The 20,858-nt window shown below is 74.0% G+C and carries 20 protein-coding genes; 13 read left to right on the top strand and 7 right to left on the bottom strand.

Going from position 1 to position 20,858, the window contains the following annotated elements:
• Nucleotides 1-10: 10 nt before the first annotated feature.
• Complete coding sequence (gene ftsH, locus DMH08_RS12090; protein ID WP_125613773.1) at nt 11-1,954, bottom strand: ATP-dependent zinc metalloprotease FtsH; 1,944 nt, start codon at nt 1,952-1,954, stop codon at nt 11-13.
• 69 nt (nt 1,955-2,023) lie between these two features.
• Nucleotides 2,024-2,794: a molybdate ABC transporter substrate-binding protein gene (modA, locus tag DMH08_RS12095; protein WP_026405498.1), complete on the bottom strand. Its 771-nt coding sequence runs from the start codon at nt 2,792-2,794 to the stop codon at nt 2,024-2,026.
• A 108-nt stretch (nt 2,795-2,902) separates the two neighbouring features.
• On the opposite strand from modA, the gene DMH08_RS12100 reads away from it, so the two are divergent.
• On the top strand, nt 2,903-3,583 hold the full coding sequence (locus tag DMH08_RS12100) for a uracil-DNA glycosylase (RefSeq protein WP_026405499.1): 681 nt from the start codon (nt 2,903-2,905) through the stop codon (nt 3,581-3,583).
• 95 nt (nt 3,584-3,678) lie between these two features.
• Complete coding sequence (locus DMH08_RS12105; RefSeq protein WP_125613777.1) at nt 3,679-4,779, top strand: hypothetical protein; 1,101 nt, start codon at nt 3,679-3,681, stop codon at nt 4,777-4,779.
• On the opposite strand, the gene DMH08_RS12110 is transcribed toward DMH08_RS12105, so the two are convergent.
• The 4 genes from DMH08_RS12110 to DMH08_RS12125 form a co-directional block, all read right to left on the bottom strand.
• Nucleotides 4,743-5,609 (bottom strand): 1,4-dihydroxy-2-naphthoate polyprenyltransferase, encoded by an 867-nt coding sequence (locus tag DMH08_RS12110; protein ID WP_026405500.1) that lies wholly within the window; start codon nt 5,607-5,609, stop codon nt 4,743-4,745. The genes DMH08_RS12105 and DMH08_RS12110 overlap by 37 nt on opposite strands.
• Before the next feature lie 34 nt (nt 5,610-5,643).
• A complete protein-coding gene (locus tag DMH08_RS12115; protein ID WP_233617545.1) occupies nt 5,644-7,335 on the bottom strand; it encodes an MFS transporter in 1,692 nt (563 codons plus the stop codon).
• 65 nt (nt 7,336-7,400) lie between these two features.
• Nucleotides 7,401-7,958, bottom strand: coding sequence for a GNAT family N-acetyltransferase (locus tag DMH08_RS12120; RefSeq protein ID WP_026405502.1), 558 nt, complete (start codon nt 7,956-7,958; stop codon nt 7,401-7,403).
• A gap of 80 nt (nt 7,959-8,038) precedes the next feature.
• Entirely contained in the window at nt 8,039-8,623 is a 585-nt protein-coding gene (locus DMH08_RS12125; RefSeq protein ID WP_125613779.1) for a CGNR zinc finger domain-containing protein, read from the bottom strand.
• Nucleotides 8,624-8,732: 109 nt separating this feature from the next.
• Between DMH08_RS12125 and DMH08_RS12130 the strand changes: the two genes are divergently transcribed.
• Nucleotides 8,733-9,053 (top strand): hypothetical protein, encoded by a 321-nt coding sequence (locus DMH08_RS12130; RefSeq protein ID WP_026405504.1) that lies wholly within the window; start codon nt 8,733-8,735, stop codon nt 9,051-9,053.
• Nucleotides 9,054-9,114: 61 nt separating this feature from the next.
• Entirely contained in the window at nt 9,115-9,492 is a 378-nt protein-coding gene (locus DMH08_RS12135) for a VOC family protein (protein ID WP_034521256.1), read from the top strand.
• Between the two features lie 47 nt (nt 9,493-9,539).
• Here the strand turns inward: DMH08_RS12135 and DMH08_RS12140 are convergent, their stop codons facing one another.
• Nucleotides 9,540-9,776, bottom strand: a complete 237-nt coding sequence (locus DMH08_RS12140; RefSeq protein ID WP_026405506.1) for a hypothetical protein — start codon at nt 9,774-9,776, stop codon at nt 9,540-9,542.
• A gap of 198 nt (nt 9,777-9,974) precedes the next feature.
• Here DMH08_RS12140 and DMH08_RS12145 point away from each other — a divergent pair, with 198 nt between their 5' ends.
• The 9 genes from DMH08_RS12145 (at nt 9,975) to DMH08_RS12185 (ending at nt 20,782) form a co-directional block, all read left to right on the top strand.
• Entirely contained in the window at nt 9,975-11,030 is a 1,056-nt protein-coding gene (locus DMH08_RS12145) for a hypothetical protein (RefSeq protein ID WP_233617546.1), read from the top strand.
• A 151-nt stretch (nt 11,031-11,181) separates the two neighbouring features.
• Nucleotides 11,182-11,385 (top strand): hypothetical protein, encoded by a 204-nt coding sequence (locus tag DMH08_RS12150; protein ID WP_026405507.1) that lies wholly within the window; start codon nt 11,182-11,184, stop codon nt 11,383-11,385.
• Nucleotides 11,386-11,751: 366 nt separating this feature from the next.
• Nucleotides 11,752-12,690, top strand: a complete 939-nt coding sequence (dapA, locus tag DMH08_RS12155; protein WP_026405508.1) for a 4-hydroxy-tetrahydrodipicolinate synthase — start codon at nt 11,752-11,754, stop codon at nt 12,688-12,690.
• The gene (locus DMH08_RS12160; RefSeq protein WP_026405509.1) at nt 12,687-14,372 is read left to right on the top strand and encodes a ribonuclease J; all 1,686 of its coding nucleotides are present in this window, start codon (nt 12,687-12,689) and stop codon (nt 14,370-14,372) included. Before dapA ends, DMH08_RS12160 begins: the two co-directional genes overlap by 4 nt.
• 93 nt (nt 14,373-14,465) lie before the next feature.
• On the top strand, nt 14,466-17,225 hold the full coding sequence (locus tag DMH08_RS12165) for an FtsK/SpoIIIE family DNA translocase (RefSeq protein ID WP_125613782.1): 2,760 nt from the start codon (nt 14,466-14,468) through the stop codon (nt 17,223-17,225).
• A 168-nt stretch (nt 17,226-17,393) separates the two neighbouring features.
• Nucleotides 17,394-18,149: a helix-turn-helix domain-containing protein gene (locus DMH08_RS12170; protein ID WP_034521258.1), complete on the top strand. Its 756-nt coding sequence runs from the start codon at nt 17,394-17,396 to the stop codon at nt 18,147-18,149.
• Between the two features lie 61 nt (nt 18,150-18,210).
• On the top strand, nt 18,211-19,662 hold the full coding sequence (gene rimO / locus DMH08_RS12175; protein ID WP_125613785.1) for a 30S ribosomal protein S12 methylthiotransferase RimO: 1,452 nt from the start codon (nt 18,211-18,213) through the stop codon (nt 19,660-19,662).
• Nucleotides 19,659-20,264 carry a CDP-alcohol phosphatidyltransferase family protein gene (locus tag DMH08_RS12180; RefSeq protein WP_084551143.1) on the top strand — a complete coding sequence of 202 codons (606 nt, stop codon included), beginning with the start codon at nt 19,659-19,661 and terminating at the stop codon, nt 20,262-20,264. The genes rimO and DMH08_RS12180 overlap by 4 nt, the downstream gene beginning before the upstream one ends.
• Complete coding sequence (locus DMH08_RS12185) at nt 20,261-20,782, top strand: DUF1990 family protein (protein ID WP_125613788.1); 522 nt, start codon at nt 20,261-20,263, stop codon at nt 20,780-20,782. The genes DMH08_RS12180 and DMH08_RS12185 overlap by 4 nt, the downstream gene beginning before the upstream one ends.
• The last annotated feature ends 76 nt before the right edge of the window (nt 20,783-20,858 follow it).

The following is a 20,858-nucleotide window of genomic DNA, read 5'->3' on the forward strand; positions in this document are numbered from 1 at the left end:
CGCCGCCGGATCATTCGGTGGTGGGGGCGATGCCGGCGGCGGCGTAGGCGGCCTCCTCGTCGAGGGTCTCGTGTTCGAGGAGTTCGGCGGCGAGGGCGTCGAGGCGGGCGCGGTTGGCGCGGAGGGTGCCGAGGGCCTCGGCGTAGCACTCCTCGACGATGCGGCGGGCCTCGAGGTCGACGGCGTCGAGGGTGCCGGGGGCGGTGTGGCCGCCGACGGCGGCGTCGCCGTCGGCGGGCAGGACGGACAGGGGGCCCACCGCGGGGGACATGCCCCAGCGGCCGGCCATGCCGCGGGCGATGCGGGTGACCTGTTCGAGGTCGCTCTCGGAGCCGGTGGTGACGACGCCGAAGACGAGCTCCTCGGCGGCCATGCCGCCGAGGGCGCCGATGATGCGGCCGCGCAGGTACCGCTCGTCGTAGGCGTAGCGGTCGTCCTCGGGGGTGGAGAGGGTGACGCCGAGGGCGCGGCCGTGCGGGACGATCGTGATCTTGCGGACGGGGTCGGCGCCGGGCTGCAGCATGCCGAGGAGGCCGTGCCCGGACTCGTGGTAGGACGTGCGGCGGCGCTCCTCGTACGGCATCACCAGGGCGCGGCGGGCGCCCAGCTGGACCCGTTCGAGGGCGGCCCGGAACTCGGGCATGCCGACGGCGGTGCGGTCGTGCTTGACGGCGAGGAGGGCGGCCTCGTTGACGAGGTTCGCGAGTTCGGCGCCGGTCATGCCGGGGGTCGTCTTCGCGATCGCGGTGAGGTCGGCGGCGGGCGCGAGGGGGACGTCGCGGGTGTGGACGCGCAGGATCGCGACGCGGCCGCGGAGATCGGGCGGGGAGACGGCGACGCTGCGGTCGAAGCGGCCGGGGCGCAGCAGGGCCGGGTCGAGGACGTCGGGACGGTTCGTCGCGGCGATGACGACGACGCCTTCGGAGCCGGTGAAGCCGTCCATCTCGGTGAGGATCTGGTTGAGGGTCTGCTCGCGCTCGTCGTGGCCGCCGAGGCCGGAGCCGCCGCCGCGGGCCCGGCCGATGGTGTCGATCTCGTCGATGAAGACGATGGACGGCGCCGTCCGGCGGGCCTCGGTGAACAGCTCGCGGACGCGGGCCGCGCCGACGCCGACGACCATCTCGACGAACTCGGACGCGGCCGCGGAGTAGAACGGGACGTCGGCTTCGCCGGCGACGGCGCGGGCGAGGAGGGTCTTGCCGGTGCCGGGGGCGCCGGTGAGCAGGACGCCGCCGGGGATGCGGGCGCCCATCCGGCGGTACTTGCCCGGGTCGGAGAGGAAGTCGACGACCTCGGTGAGCTCGGCCTCGACCTCGTCGATGCCGGCGACGTCGGCGAACGTGGCGCGCTTCGCGTCGGGTTCGACGGGTTTGGGGGAGCGGCCGAAGCCCATCAGCCCGCCGCCTCCGCCCATGCGCCGCTGGAGCCAGACCATGATGCCGATCCAGAGGGCGGCGAACAGCAGCACCGGCAGCAGGGACAGCAGGAGGTTCGCGGCGAGGCCCCGGCCGTCGTCGGGCTCGGCCTCGACGACGACGCCCTGCTTCACCATCTGCGCGTAGACGGCGTCGTCGGCGAACGCGGGCCGCAGCGTCTCGAAGGACTCGTAGGTGTCGTCCTTCTCTCCGGGGGTGGTCCGTGCGCTCTTCAGGCGTCCCTGGATCTGGAAGCCCTGCGTGGAGACCTTCTCGACGTTCCCGGCGGCGACCTGTTCGGTGAACGCCGTGTAGGGGATGGTGGCGCGCTCCTCGCGGCCGGTGAAGTGCAGGAGGACGTAGCTGACCGCGAAGACGAGGATCAGCAGCGTCCAGAACAGGTAGGTGTTGCGGCCGGGGCGCCACCGTCGGCCGCCGTCGGGCACGCCTTCGGCGCGCCACGGCTGGTTGGGCGGCGCGGGCCGGTGCGCCTCGTCGCCCGTGCGCGGTGCGTCGGGTGCGGGTCGCTTCTCTCGCACGTGCGGCGGCTCCCTGTGGCGGCACTCACTCGGGACGGGTGTTTTCCCTGGTCAAGTGCGCCGAAACCGCTACTGCGGCGCGTCGGGGACCGGGAATCCGTGCTTGTGGAACAGCGCGCGCGCCGTCGGGCCGGTGAGCCAGGAGACGAACGCGTTCGCGGCGCGTTCCTGCCCGCCGCCCTCGACGACGGCCGCCGGGTAGGACGTCACGACGTTGAGTTTCGCGGGGATCGGGACGCTGCTCGCCGCGACGCCCGCGGACCGCATGTCGGTCACGTAGACGATGCCCGCGTCGGCGTCCCCGGCGCGGACGCGGTCCAGGACGGCGCGCGCGCTGACCTCCACGGTCGTCCACCGGACGGTCAGGCCCGCGTTGCGCAGGAGCCGGGCGGCGTAGCGGCCGGCGGGGACGGACTCGGCGCCGGCGGCGGTCCGCAGCCCGGGGCGGGCGAGGTCGGCGGGGCCGCGGATGCGCCGCGGGTTGCCGGGGGCGACGGCGATGGTCAGGGCGTTGTGCGCGACGGTCCGGCGGCGGCCGCCGAGGTGCGCGTCGGCGGTGTTCATGCTCGCGGTGTCGGCGGTGACGAGGACGTCGGCGGGGGACAGGTCGGACAGCCGCCCCGCCATCTCCAGGGAGCCGCCGAACACGAGGCTGACGTCGACGTCCGGGACGGCGTGCTCGTAGGCGGCCTCCATCTCGCCGAACACCTCGGTGAGGGAGGACGCGGCGTACACGGTGAGGGTCGTGGTCCCGGAGGAGCCGCCGCAGGCCGCGGTGAGGGCGAGCAGGACGAGCGGGACGCACGCGAGGGCGCCGCGCCGTCGGGGGGAGTCCGGCATATGGCCTCATCCTAGAGCCGGTGGGTGTTCGCCCGGCTGATTCCGGTCTGGCGTGTCAGTGCGCGGCGCTAGTGTTTCCGCGTAGGCGATGACCTTGACGGAGGCCCGATGTCCCTCGACCTGATGGAACTGCTGCCCGATGACTGGCGGGCGCGGCTCGACCCCCTGCTGGACCCGCTCGCCACCGCGGCGCTGGGCGCGTTCGTCGCGGGCGAGTACGAGGAGCAGACGGTCTACCCTCCGCGCGAGGACCTGTTCACCGCGTTCCGGTGCTGCTCGTTCGAGGACGCCCGGGTGCTGATCCTCGGCCAGGACCCCTACCACGGGCCCGGGCAGGCGCATGGTCTGAGCTTCAGCGTGCGCGAGGGCGTGCGGCTGCCGCCGTCCCTGCGCAACATCTACAAGGAGCTGGCCGCCGATCTGGAGATCCCGGCCGCGGCGTCCGGCGACCTGACCCGCTGGGCCGACCAGGGGGTGCTGCTGCTGAACGCGGTGCTGACGGTCCGCGCGGGCGAGGCCGGGTCGCACGCGGGCAAGGGCTGGGAGGACTTCACCGACGCCGCGATCCGGGCGCTGAACGACAAGTCCGACCGGGTGGTGTTCGTCCTGTGGGGCGCCTACGCCCGCAAGAAGGCGCGGCTGATCACCGGCGCGCACCACACGGTGATCGAGTCGGCGCACCCGAGCCCGCTGAGCGCGAAGAAGTTCTTCGGGACGCGGCCGTTCAGCGCCGTCAACAAGGCCCTGGTGGACGCGGGCCGCAGCGAGATCGACTGGGCGCTGGGCTAGGACGTCCGGAAAGTCCCCCGCGCGAGGGAGGCCGGGCGGCGGTCTCCCCTCGGCGAGGGAGGCGCGGCGGCCCCGTCCCGGCGGACGATCGTGGCATGACGGTCACAGCTCATCCGCAAGGACGCCCGGCCGCGCCGGAGGCGCCGGGACGGCTCAGGCTCGCCGTGTGCGCCGCGACGATCGCCGCCTGCGTCCCGTACCTGACGATCAAGCTCGCGTGGCTGTCCGGCAGCACCGTCGGCTGGAACGACGCCGAGGCCGCGCGGGACTCCACGCTGTACGTCGGCAACCTCGTCACGATGGCGATGGACGCGCTCGCGGTCGTCATCGCGCTGGCGTTCACGTTCCGCTGGGGGCTGCGGCTGCCGGCGTGGCTGGTGCTGGCGCCGACGTGGATCGCCGCCGGGCTGCTCGCGCCGATCGCCATCGCGGTGCCCCCGGCGGCCGTCGTCATGGCGTTCGACGCGCCCGCCGCCGAGTCCGGCGACCCGGAGGCGATGCAGGGCTGGGTGTTCGGGGTGGTCTACACCGGCTTCACGGTGCAGGGCATCGGGCTGCTGACGGCTTTCGCGCTGTACGCGCGGGTCCGCTGGGGCGACGTCCTCGCCGCGCGCACACGGGACGTCGCCACGGGGGCCACACACGGGTTGCAGGCGCTCTTGGCGCGGACGGCGCTGGTGTTCGCGGTCGCGTTCGCGGTGCCGAACCTCTACTGGGCGTTCGGCGGGACGGCGGGCCGCCCGGACGGGCCGACCGGCGACATGAACGTCGCGCAGCACATCCTCGCGGGGGCGGGCGCGGTGCTGGCGGTGGCGGGCGCGGGCGCGCTGCTGGCCGTCCTGCGGCGGGCGGAGCGGCCCCGGCGGTTCGTCCGGCCGCTGGCCGTGGCGTGGACCGGTTCGGCCGCGACGTTCGCGTGGCCGCTGTACACGCTCGTCATCGTGCTGGTGCAGCCGGGCGAGATGGGGCACGACATGGCGGCGGCGACGAACCTGACCTCGCTCGCGGGGATGTTCGCCGGGCTGCTCACGGGCCTCGCGGGCGCCGCCCTGCTGGCCGAGCACGCCGCCGCGGGCCGTCCGGGCCGTCCGGGCCGTCCGGGCCGGACCGGCCTCCCGGCGGGCCGCGTGGCCGACCCCCCGGCCGTCCGTCCGGCGGGCTACAGGGCCAGGCCGACCGCCAGCAGCACCCCGTAGGCGATCTGCAGCCGGCCGGTCTCGCCCAGCACCGGGATGAGGGCGGGGCCGGCCGCGCCGTTCATCACCTTCTGCGTCGGCGGGACCGACAGCGGCGCGGCGAGCAGCGCGATCAGCGCCCACGGGTGCGGGGCGGCGAGCGCCAGCACCACCATGAACGGCAGCGCGGTGCAGGCGGCGTACAGGATCCGCGTCCACGGGCCGCCGAGGACGACCGCGAGGGTGCGCTTGCCGGACTCCCGGTCGGTCGGGATGTCGCGCAGGTTGTTGGCGACCAGCAGGCCGCAGGCGAGCAGCCCGACCGGCACCGCCGCGACCCACCCCTCCCACGGCAGCGCCTCGACCTGGACGTACACCGTCCCGACGACGGCGACGAGGCCGAAGAACACGAACACCGACACCTCGCCGAGCGCCCGGTACCCGTAGGGCGTCTTGCCGCCGGTGTAGAACCAGGCCGCCAGGATCGCGACGGCGCCGACCAGCAGCAGCCACCAGGTCGTCACGGCCGCGAGCACCAGCCCCGCCGCGGCGGCGAGCAGGAAGCAGCCGAGCGCCGCGGCCAGGACCTGCTTCGGCGGCGCGGCCTTCGAGCCGACCAGCCGCATCGGGCCGACCCGGTCCTCGTCGGTGCCGCGGACGCCGTCGCTGTAGTCGTTGGAGTAGTTCACGCCGACCTGGAGCGCGAGCGCGACGAACGCCGCGAGGAGCGCGCGCCACCAGACGGCCTGGCCCTCGCCGACCGCGACGCCGGTGCCGACGACGACGGGGACGAGGGACGCGGGCAGAGTGCGGGGCCGCGAACCGGCGACCCATTGGGAGAGCGTGGCCACAGTTACCGCTTGTTCTCGTCGACGACAGGGGGACTCAGGAGTTCGATTCTTCCCGATGCCGGGCGGGGCCGGGACGCAGCCGCAGCGACAGGGCCAGCCCGAGCGCCAGGATCCCCGCGGTGACCAGCGCACCGTTGCGGGTGGCGGTGGCGAGGCTGGCGTCGGCGGCGCGCGCGGCGGCGTCCATGCCGGACGTCTCGTGCAGCTCGCGCGCGTACGTCCCGGCGCTCTCCCGGAGGTCGGCGACGATCGCGTCGCGCGCGGCCGCGGGCGTCCCGGACGCCGCCAGCTCGTCGTCCATCGCGTGGCCGAGGCTCGTCGCGAACACGGTCCCGATCACCGCGATGCCGAGCGCGGCGCCGACCTGCCGGGCGGTGGACTGGGTGCCGGACGCCTGCCCGGACCGCGCCGCCGGGACGTCCGCGAGCGACACGTTCGTGAGCTGCGCCGAGGTGAGCCCGAGGCCCAGCCCGTACAGCAGCATCCAGGGCGCGAGCCCGAGCCCGCCGGTGGTCGCGGAGACGGTGAGCGCGAGGCCGAGGACGGCGGCGACCTCCGTCGCCATGCCGATCTGCACGACCCGGTGCGGCCCCCGCTTGTTGGCGAGGCGGCCCGCGTACCCGCCGGTGAGGAACGCGCCGACGGCCAGCGGCAGGATCGCGACGCTGATCTGCAGCGGGTTCGTGCCGTGCACGCCCAGCAGGAACAGCGGCAGGACGAACAGGAGGCCGAGCTCGCCCACGTTGATGAGCGACGACGCGAGGTTGCCGTGCCGGAAGTTCGGGATGCGGAACAGGTCCAGGTCGAGCATGACGGGGCGCCCGGCGGCGGCGCGAGAGCGTTCCAGCACGACGAGCGCGGCCAGCAGCACGATGCCCAGCCCGAGGACGACCGGGACGGGGGACAGGCCGGTGTCCGGCCAGTCGAACCCGGCCATCGAGAACGGCCGGGTGATGCTCCACCAGCCGTAGGTCTGGCCCTCGATCAGCCCGCAGACGAGCGCGCCGAGCGCGAGCGCGGACAGCGCCCCGCCCGCCCAGTCGATCTCCCGCAGCGCGCTTCCCCGGCGCGGCGCGGCGGGGCGCTGCCGGGTCTCCGGCATGAGCAGCAGCGCGCCCGCGATGAGCGCGACGCCGAGCGGCAGGTTGATCCCGAACGCCCAGCGCCAGCCGCCGCCGGCCGCGACCGCGCCGCCGAGCAGCGGCCCGAGCGCCGCCATCCCGCTGATCAGCGAGCCCCAGATGCCGAACGCGACCGCGCGGTCCCGGCCGGTGAACACCGCGTTCACGGTGGACAGCGTCGCGGGCATGACCATGGACGCGCCGACGCCCTGCAGGGCGCGGGCGCCGATCAGCGCCGACCCGTCCGCCGCGAGGGCCGCGCCGACGCTGGCGACCGCGAACACGCCGACGCCGATCACGAACATCCGGCGGCGTCCGAACAGGTCGCCCGCGCGGCCGAACGGGATCAGCAGCGCCGCGAACACCAGCGAGTACACGGACGTCACCCATTCGGCGTCCGTCGTGGTCAGCCCGAGCCCTCCGACGATGTTCGGGAGCAGCACGCCGACGATCGTGGCGTCCACGACGATCAGCGAGACGCCGAGGCTCATCACCACCATGCCGAGCCATCGGCGGTGGTCGGCGGGCCGCTCCGGGGAGCCGGTGACCGGTTCGGCGACCCGCGCGGAGGCATGCGGCGGCGTCATGGAGGTGGACTTGGGCACGACCTCCAAGATATGGCCGCGGCGCCGGTGGCCGTCACCGACCCCTCCGGAACGGCGCATCGGCCTCAGGCTTCGCCGGTGATGTCGGTGTGCAGCCGGACCTGCCGCACCGGCTCGCCCATGTCGAGCGTCCGGGCCGTCCCGTCCGGCGCCCAGCCCGCCGATTCCAGGAACGCCCGCGTCACGCCGTCGGCCTCGAACGTCCAGGTGAGGAGGGTGGTGACGCCGTCCTCGCGCAGCGTGTCGACGGTGGCGGCGAGCAGCCGGCTGCCGTGCCCGGCGCGGCCGTGCAGGGGGTCGACGAGCAGCGCGACCAGCTCGGCGGCCGTGCCGGGGTCGTGGTCGGCCTCCTCGGCGGGGCCGTGCGCGGCGAACCCGACGACCAGGTCGGAGGCGACCGCGACGAGCAGCCGGTGCCGCGGCGACGGCGGCGCCGTCACGGCGTCCGCCCACCGCTCCCGCCACGCGTCCCGGGCCTCCGGGGAGGTCACCCGAGCGAGGGCCGCGGCGGGCAGCAGGTCGCGGTACGCCTGCCGCCAGGTCCGCACCTGGACGTCGGCGACGGCGGCGGCGTCGGCGCGGCGGGCGGGCCGCACGCCGACATCGGGCCCGTTGGCAGCCATGGTGCGCTGTGTCCTCTCCTCGGAAAGATCAAGGCCCACCCTAGAGCGGTCCGGGCGCGCGCGGCGCCGGGCGCGGGCGCTCAGCCGTCGGCGGGCCGGTCGCCCGCGGAGGCGCGGCGGCGGGCGCGGTAGGCGCGGGTCTTGGTCCGGTTCCCGCAGGTGCTCATGTTGCACCAGGCCCGCGAGCGGTTCTTGGAGGTGTCGAGGAACGCCCAGAGGCAGGTGTCCTCGTGGCAGACCTTGAGGCGCGGCCAGGTGCCGTCGGCGGACGCGTCGGCGACCGCCGCGGCGATCCGCGCGAGCCCGGCGGCGGCCGTCCCGGGGTCGGCGGCGGGGCGCAGCGCGGGGTGCGGGCCCGCGGCCAGCGTGACGCGCAGCGGCAGCGCGCCGAGCGCGTCCTCCAGTTCGGCGGGGAGATCGGGCGCGTCGGCCGCGGCGGCGCGGCCGTGGTTGCCGAGCATGGCCGCGCGCAGGCCCTCGCGCAGGCCGAGGGCGGTGCGCAGGTCGCCGTCCGACGCCGCCGTGCCCGCCGGGACGAGCCCGCGCCCCGCGAGCCAGCCGGCGAGGTCGCCGGGCCGCGCGAGGCCCTCGGTGCCCGCGTCGATGTTGAGCGTGTTGACGAAGTCCCGCAGCAGCAGTGCGGGATCCGCGTGCGCGTCGGCCATGGCCCCTCCCGCCGTTCATTGAACACCCTATCCGATGCGACACCGCCTATCCCGGATGGCTGGTTGCGTTCCTCCGACACCGGCGTTACGGTTTAGGTGGTGTCAACGGATGGAGGACGCGATGAAGGCGCTGATCGACCTGGCGGGCCCGGCCGCGCGTGGCGGGTGGGCGCGGCGGGAACACGCACGGTTGCAGGCGGACATCGTCGAGGCCCGGCTCGCCGCGCGCGCCGCCTCCGGCGACGGCCCGGCCGCGCGGGCCCTGCGCTGGCTCGCCGAAGGGGTGTCCGGACGGCTCGGCGCGGCGGGGCGGCCCGCGCTCCCGGCCCGGCTCGCGCGCCGCGGGCGCCGGGCGCGTCCCGTCCGTCCGGCGCACGCCGCGGCCCCCGTCTGCCGCCGGGCCGCCGCGCGCTCGTTCCACGCCGCCTGACCGGCGGACGTACAGCAGCAGTCGAACCAACAGCAGCCGCACGAACAGCAGGAGGAACCCGATGACCGGACACGCGACCGGAGACGCGACCCCGAAGGTGGGCAACCTCGTCTTCGACTGCACGGACCTGGACGCCATGGCGGCGTTCTGGGGCGCCCTGCTCGGCATGAAGGAGACCTCCCGCGACGAGGACTGGCGCGACCTCGAACCGCTCGGCGGGCGCGGACCGGTGCTGTCGTTCCAGCTCGTCCCCGAGCGCAAGACGATCAAGAACCGGATCCACCTCGACCTGGAGGTCCCCGACATCCGCGCGGCGGGGGAGCGGGCCCGCGGCCTCGGCGCGACCCCGGCGGGCGAGCCGATGGGGAACCCCGAGTCGCCCTTCCGGGTCTGGTACGACCCGGAAGGCAACGAGTTCTGCTTCGTGACCGCCCCTTGACGGACCCGCCCTGACGGACCCGCCGCCGCGCTCGGCCGCCGGTGCGCTCAGTCCTTGACGATCTGCGCGAGCAGCGTCACGACGCCCACCCCGACGCCGATGGGGATGGCCGCTTCGGGGGCGGCGGCGCAGATGCCCGCGGCGACCAGGGCGATCAGGATGATCAGCAGCGCCCGGGTCGTGATCAGCGGACCGGGGGCGGCGGGGCCGGGCCGCTCCGGCGCGGGCAGGTCCGCCCGCTGCCGTTCGTCGACGATGGCCCGCCTGTCGGATCTCGCTCGCATGTCGGCTCGACCTCCATCCCCCGCGTCGGGTGTGGTCACCGGATGATTCCCCGATGGTGAACCGTTCTCGCGTCCGAGCCGGATCGCGGGCCGAACCGTGATCGATTCATGGACCGGAGCCGCCCCTTCCATGGCGATCGACCGCTCCCCGGGCGGGCGGATGCCCGCCACGTCCTGATCGTCCGGGATCATTGCGGGATGACAGGGACCGTTGGGAAACGCCGGTGGCGGCGCGTGCTGCGCGGCGCGTGCTGGGCGGCGGCCTTCGTGCTCGGCCTGGGCCTCCTCGCGCCGGTCGCGGCGTGGGCCTGGTGGCAGCCCGAGCCGAAGGCGCGGGGGACCGGCACCAATGCGCTGTGGGCGCGGCACCAGTGGGTGGGCGAACCGCACACGGACGCCGAGTACCGCGCCTTCGCGGACCTGCTGAAGGCCAACCGCATCACGGACGTGTACTTCCACGCGGGGCCGTTCGAAGCGGACGGCACGGTCCCGCCCGGCAAGTACCGGCACGCGGGCGCGCTGACGGCGGCGATGGAGAGGTACGCGCCGGACGTGCGGACCCAGGCGTACCTCGGGCAGATCCGCGTCGTCGAGGGCGAAGGGGTCATCGAGATCGACGACCCGGACGTCCGCGCCGAGATCCTGCGCACCGACGAGATCTTCCTCGACCTCGGGTTCGACGGCATCCACTACGACCTCGAGCCGATCTACCCCGACGACCGGGCGTTCCTCGATCTGCTCGACGCGACCCGCGCGCTCACCCGCGAGCGGAACGCGCTGCTCTCGGTCGCACTGGAGCAGCCGACCCTGGCCGACGCCGCCCAGCCGGTGTACGACGCCCTGCTCCCGCGGCAGGGCGCTTTCCGCCACCCCGCCCGGCCCACCGAGGACTTCCTGCGCGCCGTCTCCGCCAAGGCCGACCAGGTCGCGATCATGACCTACGACGTGGCGCTGCCGACCGAGTCGCTCGCGGGCTGGCACTTCGCCCGGCACACCCGCGCCGTGCTCGAGCTCATCGGCGACCGGACGACCGTGTTCATCGGCGTCCCCACCTACCGGCCGCCCATGATGCCGTGGGCCGAGGACCTCGAGGTCGCGCTGCGGGGCGTCCGGCGCGGCATCGACCTGCTCGACCGGCCGCCGAAACGTCCGTACGGCGTCGGGATCTACGCCGCATGGACCACGAGCGCGGACGAATGGGAGCTGTATCGCGCGAATTGGCTGCCGCCGGAGACAGGGAAAGCCAGCGGCTGAGAAACCCCTCCCGCGACGTACCGAAACCCCGGTTTCCCCAGGTAGAAAGGGGCGGGTACGCGCGCCCCGCCGGGGTACGCCCCGATGCGGCGCGACCGGCCCGAGCGGCGGGCCGGACGTCGGACGGCACGAGGAAGTGGGGACGAGGCCGATGGGCATTCAGCAGACCGCGCGGCACGACGGCGACCGCCTCGGCGAGCTGTCGGCGGAGTTCACCGGGTGGCGGATCGGGCGGGGCGGCTCCGGGCACTGGTGGGCCGTCCGGGGCAACGACCTCGTCCGCACCCCGGACGTCGAGGAGCTGCGCGTCCGCCTGCGGGAGTTCGCGACCGTCCGGCCGGCGGCCGACGCCTGACGGACGCGCCGCCGGGCCCCGGCCGGCCCGGCACCGGAGAGGCGCCGGCGCGGCCCGGCGCGGCTCCGGCCGCGGGCGCCGCCGTGGGCGCTGCCCTGGGCCGATGTCGGCTATGGGCGCGTTATGCAACCGAGTCCGGAGAGTGGCCGGACCGACCCCGCAGCGAGGCTTTCGCGTGCCACGATGTCGACGGAGCCGCTGCCACGCGTACCCCCGAGCGCGTGGCAGCGGCTTCTCCGGCCTCGCGTGCGCGCCGCGCGGCGGGGGCCGTCCCGCCGCTCCCGCCAAAGGGGCAATCCGGGAGGGTTCGCCCTGACGTCGACCTGCGGGTCCAAGGGGAACGGCCGGAGCGGTACCGTTCGTACCATGGCACCCAGCACATCCACCGACGCTCCGTTCGGACGGATGCTGACCGCGATGGTCACCCCGTTCCTGCCGGACGGCGGCGTCGACTACGACGGCGCCGCGCGCCTCGCGACCCACCTGGTCGACGAGCGGCGCCACGACGGCCTGGTCGTCAACGGGACGACCGGCGAGTCGCCGACGACGAGCGACGACGAGAAGCAGAAACTGCTGCGCGCGGTCATCGAGGCGGTCGGCGACCGCGCGGTGATCATCGGCGGCGCTGGGACGAACCACACCGAGCACACCCTGCAACTCGCACGGCAGGCCGAGGCCGCCGGCGCGCACGGGCTCCTCGTGGTCACGCCTTACTACAACAAGCCCCCGCAGGAGGGCCTCGTCCGCCACTTCACGGCGGTCGCCGACGCGACGGGCCTGCCGTGCATGCTGTACGACATCCCCGGCCGCGCCGGAGTGCCGATCCAGAACGACACGCTGGTGCAGCTCGCCGAGCACCCGCGGATCATCGCCGTCAAGGACGCCAAGGGCGACCTGTTCGGCGCGTCCCGGGTGATGGCCGAGACCGACCTGGTCTGGTACTCCGGAGACGACATCCTCAACCTGCCGTGGCTGTCGGTCGGCGCCGCCGGATTCGTCAGCGTGGTCGGCCACGTCGTGGGTACCGAACTGCATGAGATGATCGACGCCCATCTCGCCGGCGACCACGAGCGCGCGCTGGAGATCCACCGGCGGCTGCTGCCCGTCGTCGCCGCCATCATGACCCGTACGCAGGGCGCCATCGCCGTCAAGGCGGCGCTGAACCTGCTCGGCCTCCCCGGAGGCGGCCCGCTCCGCGCTCCGCTCGTCGAGGCCGCGCCGGAGTTCGTGGCGCAACTGCAGGAAGACCTTGCAAACGGAGGAGTCAAAGTGTCCGAGGTTGCCATTCCGGAGGTCGCCCGGTGAGTCATCCTCACCCGGAGCTCTCGGAACCGCCCGCGCCGCCCGAGCACGCCCTGCGCATCGTCGCGCTGGGCGGCCTCGGGGAGATCGGCCGCAACATGACGGTCTTCGAGTACGGCGGGCGCCTGCTCGTCGTCGACTGCGGCGTGCTGTTCCCCGAGACCGAGCAGCCGGGGATCGACCTGATCCTGCCCGACTTCGAATACATCCGGGACCGCCTGGACGACATCGAGGCGATCGTGCTCACGCACGGCCACGAGGACCACATCGGCGCCGTCCCGTACCTGCTGCGCGAACGCCGCGACATCCCCGTGATCGGGTCGCGGCTGACGATGGCGCTGCTGGAGGCCAAGCTCGCCGAGCACCGCATCAAACCGGTCGTCGACGTCGTCGCGGAGAGCGAGCGGCGCACGCTGGGACCGTTCGAATGCGAGTTCCTGGCGGTCAACCATTCGATTCCGGACGCCCTCGCCGTCGCCGTGCGCACCCCCGCCGGGCTCGTCCTGCACACCGGCGACTTCAAGATGGACCAGCTCCCGCTGGACGGCCGGCTCACCGACCTGCCCGGGTTCGCGCGGCTCGGCGCCGAGGGCGTCGACCTCCTGCTGTCGGACTCCACCAACGCCGAGGTCCCCGGGTTCGTCACCAGCGAGCGCAACATCGGCCCGGTCGTCGACGAGGTGTTCCGCACCGCCGAGGGCCGGCTGATCGTCGCGTGCTTCGCCTCGCACGTCCACCGCGTGCAGCAGGTGCTGGACGCCGCCGTCGCCAACGGCCGCCGCGTGTGCTTCGTCGGGCGTTCGATGGTGCGCAACATGGGCGTCGCGCGCGAGCTCGGCTACCTGGACGTCCCCGAGGGGATCATGGTCGAGCAGAAGCAGCTCGACGACGTCCCGCCCGACAACCTGGTGCTGGTGTGCACCGGTTCGCAGGGCGAGCCGATGTCGGCGCTGTCGCGGATGGCGAACCGCGACCACCAGATCCGCATCACCGACCGCGACACCGTGGTGCTGGCGTCGTCCCTCATCCCCGGCAACGAGAACGCCGTCAACCGCGTCATCAACGGCCTCACCCGCTGGGGGGCGCGCGTCGTCCACAAGGGCAACGCGCTGGTGCACGTGTCCGGGCACGCACCGGCCGGCGAGCTGCTGTACGTCCTGAACGTGACGAAGCCGGGCAACTTCATGCCGATCCACGGCGAGTGGCGGCACCTGCGCGCCCACGCGAAGCTCGCGATGCTCACCGGCGTCCCGGAGGACAACGTCGTCATCGCCGAGGACGGCGTCGTCGTCGACCTCGTCGACGGCAACGCGAAGATCGTGGGCGCCGTCCCGGCCGGGTACGTGTACGTGGACGGGCTGTCGGTCGGCGAGGTCACCGAGACGTCCCTGAAAGACCGCCGGATCCTCGGCGAGGAGGGGTTCGTCTCCATCGTCGTCGGCATCGACTCCACCTCCGGCAAGGTGGTCGCCGGGCCCGAGATCCACGCGCGCGGCGCCGGGATCGTCAACGAGGACTTCGAGGACGTCATCGAGCGGCTCGAGAGCGTGCTCGCCGACGCGGCCGGGGACGGGGTCAACGACCTGCACCAGCTCAACCAGCTCGTCCGCCGCACCGTCGGCAAGTGGGTGAGCGACAAGTACCGCCGCCGCCCGATGATCATCCCGGTGGTCGTCGAGGTGTAGGCCGCGCGGGCGTGTCGCGGGCCTCACCCGGTCCCGCGACACGCCCGGCCGCCGTCCCGGGACGTGCGGGGATGCTTGGTTACTCTCGTAACCATGGCCACACGTGCGTCCGGAGGGGCGAAGAGCTCCTCCCGCGCCGGGGGCAGCGCGGCTCGTCGACCCGCTGGGTCGTCCCCCCGGAAGCGACCGAGCGGCAACAGCGGAAACGGCGGAAACGGCAGGGGCGGAGGCAAGGCGGCGGCGAAGGGCAAGGGCGGCGCCAAGGGCGGCCGGCCCCCGAAGCCCGATCCGATCCCGATGGCGTTCCTCGGCTTCTTCAAGCTGCTGTTCAAGCTCTGGCAGCTCGCGGCCGTCACCGTGGGCTCGGTGTTCCGCGCGTACGGGCACGGCGCCCGCAACCTCGACCCCGAGCACCGCCGCGACGGGCTCGGCCTCGCGCTGCTCGGCTCCGCGATCGTGGTCGCCTCGGTGACCTGGTTCAAGCCGGACGGCGTCGTCACCGTCGCGCTCGAGCAGGTGATCCGGGGCGGGCTCGGCATCATCGCGATGGGCCTGCCCGTCCTGCTGGGCCTGCTCGCGTGGCGGACGCTGCGCCACCCCGAGCACCACGAGGACACCGGCCGCATCGTCATCGGCGTCACCGCCCTCGGCGCCGGCGTCCTCGGCATCCTGCACCTGGCCGGCGGCGTCCCGTCCCCGGCCGACGACATGGCGGCCGTCCGGGAGGCGGGCGGCGTGCTCGGCTGGCTCGTCTCCGCGCCGCTCGACACCGCGCTCAGCGGCTGGGTCGCCGTCCCGCTGCTGCTGCTCCTGTCCGGGTTCGGGCTGCTCGTCGTCACCGCCACCCCGATCAACAAGGTCCCCGAGCGCCTCGCCGAGCTGTGGTCGGTCGCCACGCTCCAGGGGCGCCCGGAGCCGGCGCCCGCCGGCGCCGCCGAGGACGCGGCGGAGGAGGACGCGCCGGCGCCGCGCCGCCGCAAGGGCCGCAAGAACCGCAAGGACGGCGGCGACGCGGAGGACGGGGAGCTGGAGGTCGGCGAGCACTCGCGCCCCTACGACACGCCGCTGCTGGAGGACGCCGCCGTGCCCGGCGGGTCCGGAAGGAAGGGCGCCGCGCGGCGCCGCGACCTCGCCGACGACCTGTTCGACCCCGACCCGTTCGGCGCCGACGTCCCGCCGCCCGCACCGCCCGGCGACGATGCCCCGCACCCGTTCGATCCCGCCGGCGACCTCCCGGACGCCCCGGAACCGGACGTCCTCGACGACGTCCTCGGGCACGACGCCCCGGAGCACGACGCGTCCGAGGACGCGGCGCCCGAACGCGAGGCGCCCGACCCGACCCCGGCGCCGCGCGGCTCCGAGCAGCTTCCGCTGTCGTCGTCCGGCGAGATCTACGTCCTGCCGGACCCGTCGGCCCTGCGGCCCGGCAGCGCGGCCAAGCCGCGCACCAAGGCCAACGACGCCGTCGTGAACGCGCTCACCGGGGTGCTCGAGCAGTTCGACATCGACGCGCAGGTCACCGGGTTCACCCGCGGTCCGACGATCACCCGGTACGAGATCGAGCTGGGTCCGGCGGTGAAGGTCGAGAAGGTCACCGCGCTGACGAAGAACATCGCGTACGCGGTCAAGAGCGCCGATGTGCGGATCATCTCCCCGATCCCCGGCAAGTCGGCGATCGGGGTGGAGATCCCCAACACCGACAAGGACATCGTCAGCCTCGGCGACGTGCTGCGCGCCCCCGCCGCGACGAACGAGCATCACCCGATGGTCGTCGGGCTGGGCAAGGACGTCGAGGGCCGCACGGTCGTGGCGAACCTGGCGAAGATGCCGCACATCCTCATCGCGGGCGCGACCGGCGCCGGCAAGTCGACCTGCATCAACGGGCTCATCACCTCGATCCTGATGCGGGCGACACCGGACGAGGTCCGCATGATCCTCGTCGACCCCAAGCGGGTCGAGCTGACGATGTACCAGGGCATCCCGCACCTGATCACCCCGATCATCACGAACCCGAAGAAGGCCGCCGAGGCCCTCGAATGGGTCGTGGGGGAGATGGACCGCCGCTACGACGACCTGGCCGCGTCCGGGTACCGGCACATCGACGACTTCAACAAGGCCGTGAAGGCGGGCAAGCTGGTGCCGCCGCCCGGCAGCGAGCGCGTCTACACCCCGTACCCGTACATGTTGGTGATCGTCGACGAGCTGGCCGATCTGATGATGGTCGCGCCCCGCGACGTCGAGGACTCGGTCGTCCGCATCACCCAGCTCGCCCGCGCCGCCGGCATCCACCTCGTGCTGGCGACGCAGCGCCCGTCCGTCGACGTCGTCACGGGCCTCATCAAGGCGAACGTCCCGTCCCGGCTGGCGTTCGCGACGTCGTCGCTGTCGGACAGCCGCGTCATCCTCGACCAGCCCGGCGCGGAGAAGCTGGTCGGGCAGGGCGACGCGCTGTTCCTGCCGATGGGCGCGAGCAAGCCCATGCGGCTCCAGAACGCCTACGTCTCCGAGAAGGAGATCACCGCCGTCGTCGGCCACTGCAAGGGCCAGATGGAGGCGTCCTACCGCGACGACGTCGGCGACGCCGCCAAGCCCAAGAAGGAGATCGACGAGGAGATCGGCGACGACATGGACCTGCTCGTCCAGGCGATCGAGCTCGTCGTGTCGACCCAGTTCGGCTCCACGTCGATGCTCCAGCGCAAGCTGCGCGTCGGGTTCGCGAAGGCGGGCCGCCTGATGGACCTCATGGAAAGCCGCGACATCGTCGGTCCCAGCGAAGGGTCGAAAGCACGCGACGTCCTCACGAAACCGGACGATCTGCCCGGAGTGCTCGCGGAACTCCGGGGCGGCGGCTGATCAGCGCGGACGCGCGGTACGGCGGCGGGCGACGGACGATCATGACGGAATGATGCGGAATCTTGCCCACTTTCGAACGCGTTGCGAGTCGCAGGGCGGGCATGCCCCTTCCTAGACTGGACCCACGAATGTGGGATCGGTCATAGTCGCCCCCGAAGGAGGCTCGGCGTGAGCATCGGAGAGACCCTGGCGAATGAGCGACAGCGAGCCGGTCTCTCGGTGACTCAGGTGAGTCTCCAGACGCGGATCCGGGAGACCGTGATCCGCGGGATGGAGGCCGACGACTTCGCGCCCTGCGGCGGCAACTTCTACGCGCGCGGCCACATCCGCAGCGTCTCCCGGGTGATCGGCATCGACCCCGAGCCGCTCGTCGCCGAGTTCGACGCGATCCACGGCGGCGCGCCCCAGCCCGTCTCGGCGGTCTCCGCGTTCGAGCCCGAGCAGCCCGTGCGGGAGTTCCGCGAGCGCCGCCCGCCGAACTGGAGCGCCGCGATGGCGCTCGCGCTGGCCCTCGTGGTGGTGTACGCGGTCGTCCAGGTCGTCGGGCAGGACGGCGGCGAGCGGCGCACCGCCAAGCCGGTCGCCGGGACGCCCGCCGCGTCCGCGTCCGGCTCGCCGACGACCGAGCCGACCAAGAAGAGCGACCCGGTCGCCGCCGCGCCCCGCACGGAGGTGGACGTCCGCGCCACCGCGAACCGCACCGTGTGGCTGAGCGTCCGCGACGGCGAGGGCGAGGCGCTGTTCACCGGCATCATGCGCAAGGGCGACCAGAAGCGGTGGACGGCCGACAAGGAGATCGACCTGGTGATCGGCGTCGGCGGCGGCGTCGACCTGACCGTGAACGGCAAGGAGCTCGGCGCGCCCGGCCAGGGCGGCGGCGTGCAGCGGCTCAGTTTCGACCGCGACGATCCCGAAGCCGCCTGAAGCGGGAATGTCGGGCGGGGCGCCGGTCCCCCGGGCGGCCGGCGCCCATTACCTTAGGGGCATGTCCACTCGCCGCAAGGTTTCGCTGATCACACTCGGTTGCGCTCGGAACGAGGTCGACTCCGAGGAGCTCGCCGCCCGCATCGAGGACGCCGGATGGGACCTGGCGGACGGGGCGGACGGCGCCGACGTCGTGGTCGTCAACACCTGCGGCTTCATCGAGGCGGCCAAGAAGGACTCCATCGACACGCTGCTGGCCGCGCACGACTCCGGCGCGAAGGTCGTCGCCGCCGGGTGCATGGCCGAGCGGTACGGCAAGGAGCTCGCCGAGGCGCTGCCCGAGGCGGACGCCGTCATCGGCTTCGACGACTACGCCGGCATCGGCGACCGGCTCGACGACGTCATGGCCGGGCGGGCGCACACCGCGCACACCCCGCGCGACCGCCGCACCCTGCTGCCGATCAGCCCGGTGGTGCGCGGTTCGTCCGCGTCCGGCGTCGCGATCCCCGGGCACGGCGACGAGCACGGCGGCGGGCACGGCGGCGGGCAGGACGACCTGCCGGCGGGCGTCGCGCCCGCGTCGGGCCCCCGGGTGCTGCGGCGCCGCCTCGGCGGCGGCCCGGTCGCCCCGCTGAAGCTGGCGTCCGGCTGCGACCGCCGCTGCACGTTCTGCGCGATCCCCGCGTTCCGCGGCGCGTACGTGTCGCGTCCGCCGGAGGAGGTGCTGGAGGAGGCCCGGTGGCTCGCCGCGCACGGCGCCCGCGAGCTCGTCCTCGTCAGCGAGAACTCCACGTCCTACGGCAAGGACCTCGGCGACCTGCGCGCCCTGGAGAAGCTGCTGCCGGACCTTGCGGCGGTGGACGGCGTCGAGCGGGTCCGCGTCAGCTACCTGCAGCCCGCCGAGACCCGGCCCGGGCTCATCGAGGCGATCTGCGCCACGCCCGGCGTCGCACCGTACTTCGACATGTCGTTCCAGCACGCGAGCGGCCCGGTGCTGCGCGCGATGCGCCGGTTCGGCGACCGGGAGCGCTTCCTCGAACTGCTCGGCCAGATCCGCGGCCATGCCCCCGAGGCGGGCGTCCGCTCCAACTTCATCGTCGGCTTCCCCGGCGAGACCGAGGACGACTTCGATGAGCTCGCCGAGTTCCTGTCGGCCGCGCGGCTGGACGCGGTCGGCGTGTTCGGCTACTCCGACGAGGAGGGCACCGAGGCCGCGAAGCTGGACGGCAAGGTCGACCCCGACGAGGTCGCGCGGCGCGTCGAGGAGCTGACCGGGCTGGCGGACGAGCTGACCGCGCAGCGCGCCGAGGACCGGATCGGCACCGAGGTGCGGGTGCTCCTGGAAGAGAAGACGGCGGACGGCGGCTTCGAGGGGCGCGCGGCCCACCAGGCTCCCGAGGTGGACGGCACGGTCCTCGTGCGCGGTGCGGGCCTCGCGCTCGGCGAGATCGTCACCGCCCGCGTGGTCGGCAGCGACGGCGTGGACCTGATCGCCGACGCGGGGGCGCCGTGACGGCCGGGACGCCCGACCCGGTGGCCGGCGACCGGGAGGCGCCCCCCGCCAGCGTCTACAACATCGCGAACCTGCTCACGATGCTCCGGATCGCGCTCGTGCCGCTGTTCGTGTGGCTGCTGTTCCTGGAGGGCACCGGCTGGCGGCTCGCCGCGTTCGCCGTGTTCGCGGCCGCGTCCATCACCGACAAGATCGACGGTGACATCGCGCGCGCCCGCGGCCTCGTCACCGACTTCGGCAAGATCGCCGACCCGATCGCCGACAAGGCGCTGACCGGCGCCGCCCTGATCAGCCTGTCGGTGCTCGGCGAGCTGTGGTGGTGGGTGACCGCCGCGATCCTGGTCCGCGAGATCGGCATCACGCTGCTCCGGCTCGTCGTCATCCGGTACGGGGTCATCCCGGCCAGCAAGGGCGGCAAGCTGAAGACGATGCTGCAGGTCATCGCCATCGGCCTGTTCATCCTGCCCGGCCCGCTCGACCCGATCCGCTGGGCGACGATGGCCGCCGCGCTGGTCGTCACGCTCGTCACCGGCGCCGACTACATCGCCCAGGCGTGGCGCCTGCGGCGCTCCCGCGACGGCGTGCGCGGGGAGCGTCCGTGACGGCGGACGGGTTCACCTACGCGGAGGTCGGGGCGACGCGGGACGGTCTTCGGCCGGAGGGCTACCGGCACCTGCGGGAACGGACGCGCGTGGGGCAGGGCCCGGACGCGCTGCGGGCCGCGGTGGACGCGGTCGTCGGTCTCCGGATGCACCGCGCGCTGCCCGTCCGGCTGCTCGCGTCGGGCCCGCGGGCCGAGCCGGGCGTGGACGTGGAGGTCACCGTCGGCGCCGGTCCGCTGCGGCTGCGGGCGCCCTGCCGGGTGGTGTGGACCCGCCGGGACGAGCGCGGCGGCGGCTTCGGGTACGGGACGCTGCCCGGGCACGCGATGTCGGGCGAGGAGTCGTTCGCCGTGGACATGGACGACACCGGGGCCGTGTGGCTGACCGTCACGTCGTTCAGCCGTCCGGCGACGGCGGCGGGACGGCTGGCGGGCCCGTTCGGCCCGCTGCTCCAGCGGCTCTACGCGCGGGGGTGCGGCCTCGTCCTGCGCAGGCTGGTCCGGCGCGGGCGGGGCTGAACGGAGCGGGCCGCGGGACCATGCCCACCCCGGTCATGGTCCCGCGGCCCCGTTCGCGGTGCCCCGCGGTCACAAT

Source organism: Actinomadura sp. WAC 06369, assembly GCF_003947565.1.
Classification (GTDB): domain Bacteria; phylum Actinomycetota; class Actinomycetes; order Streptosporangiales; family Streptosporangiaceae; genus Spirillospora; species Spirillospora rifamycini.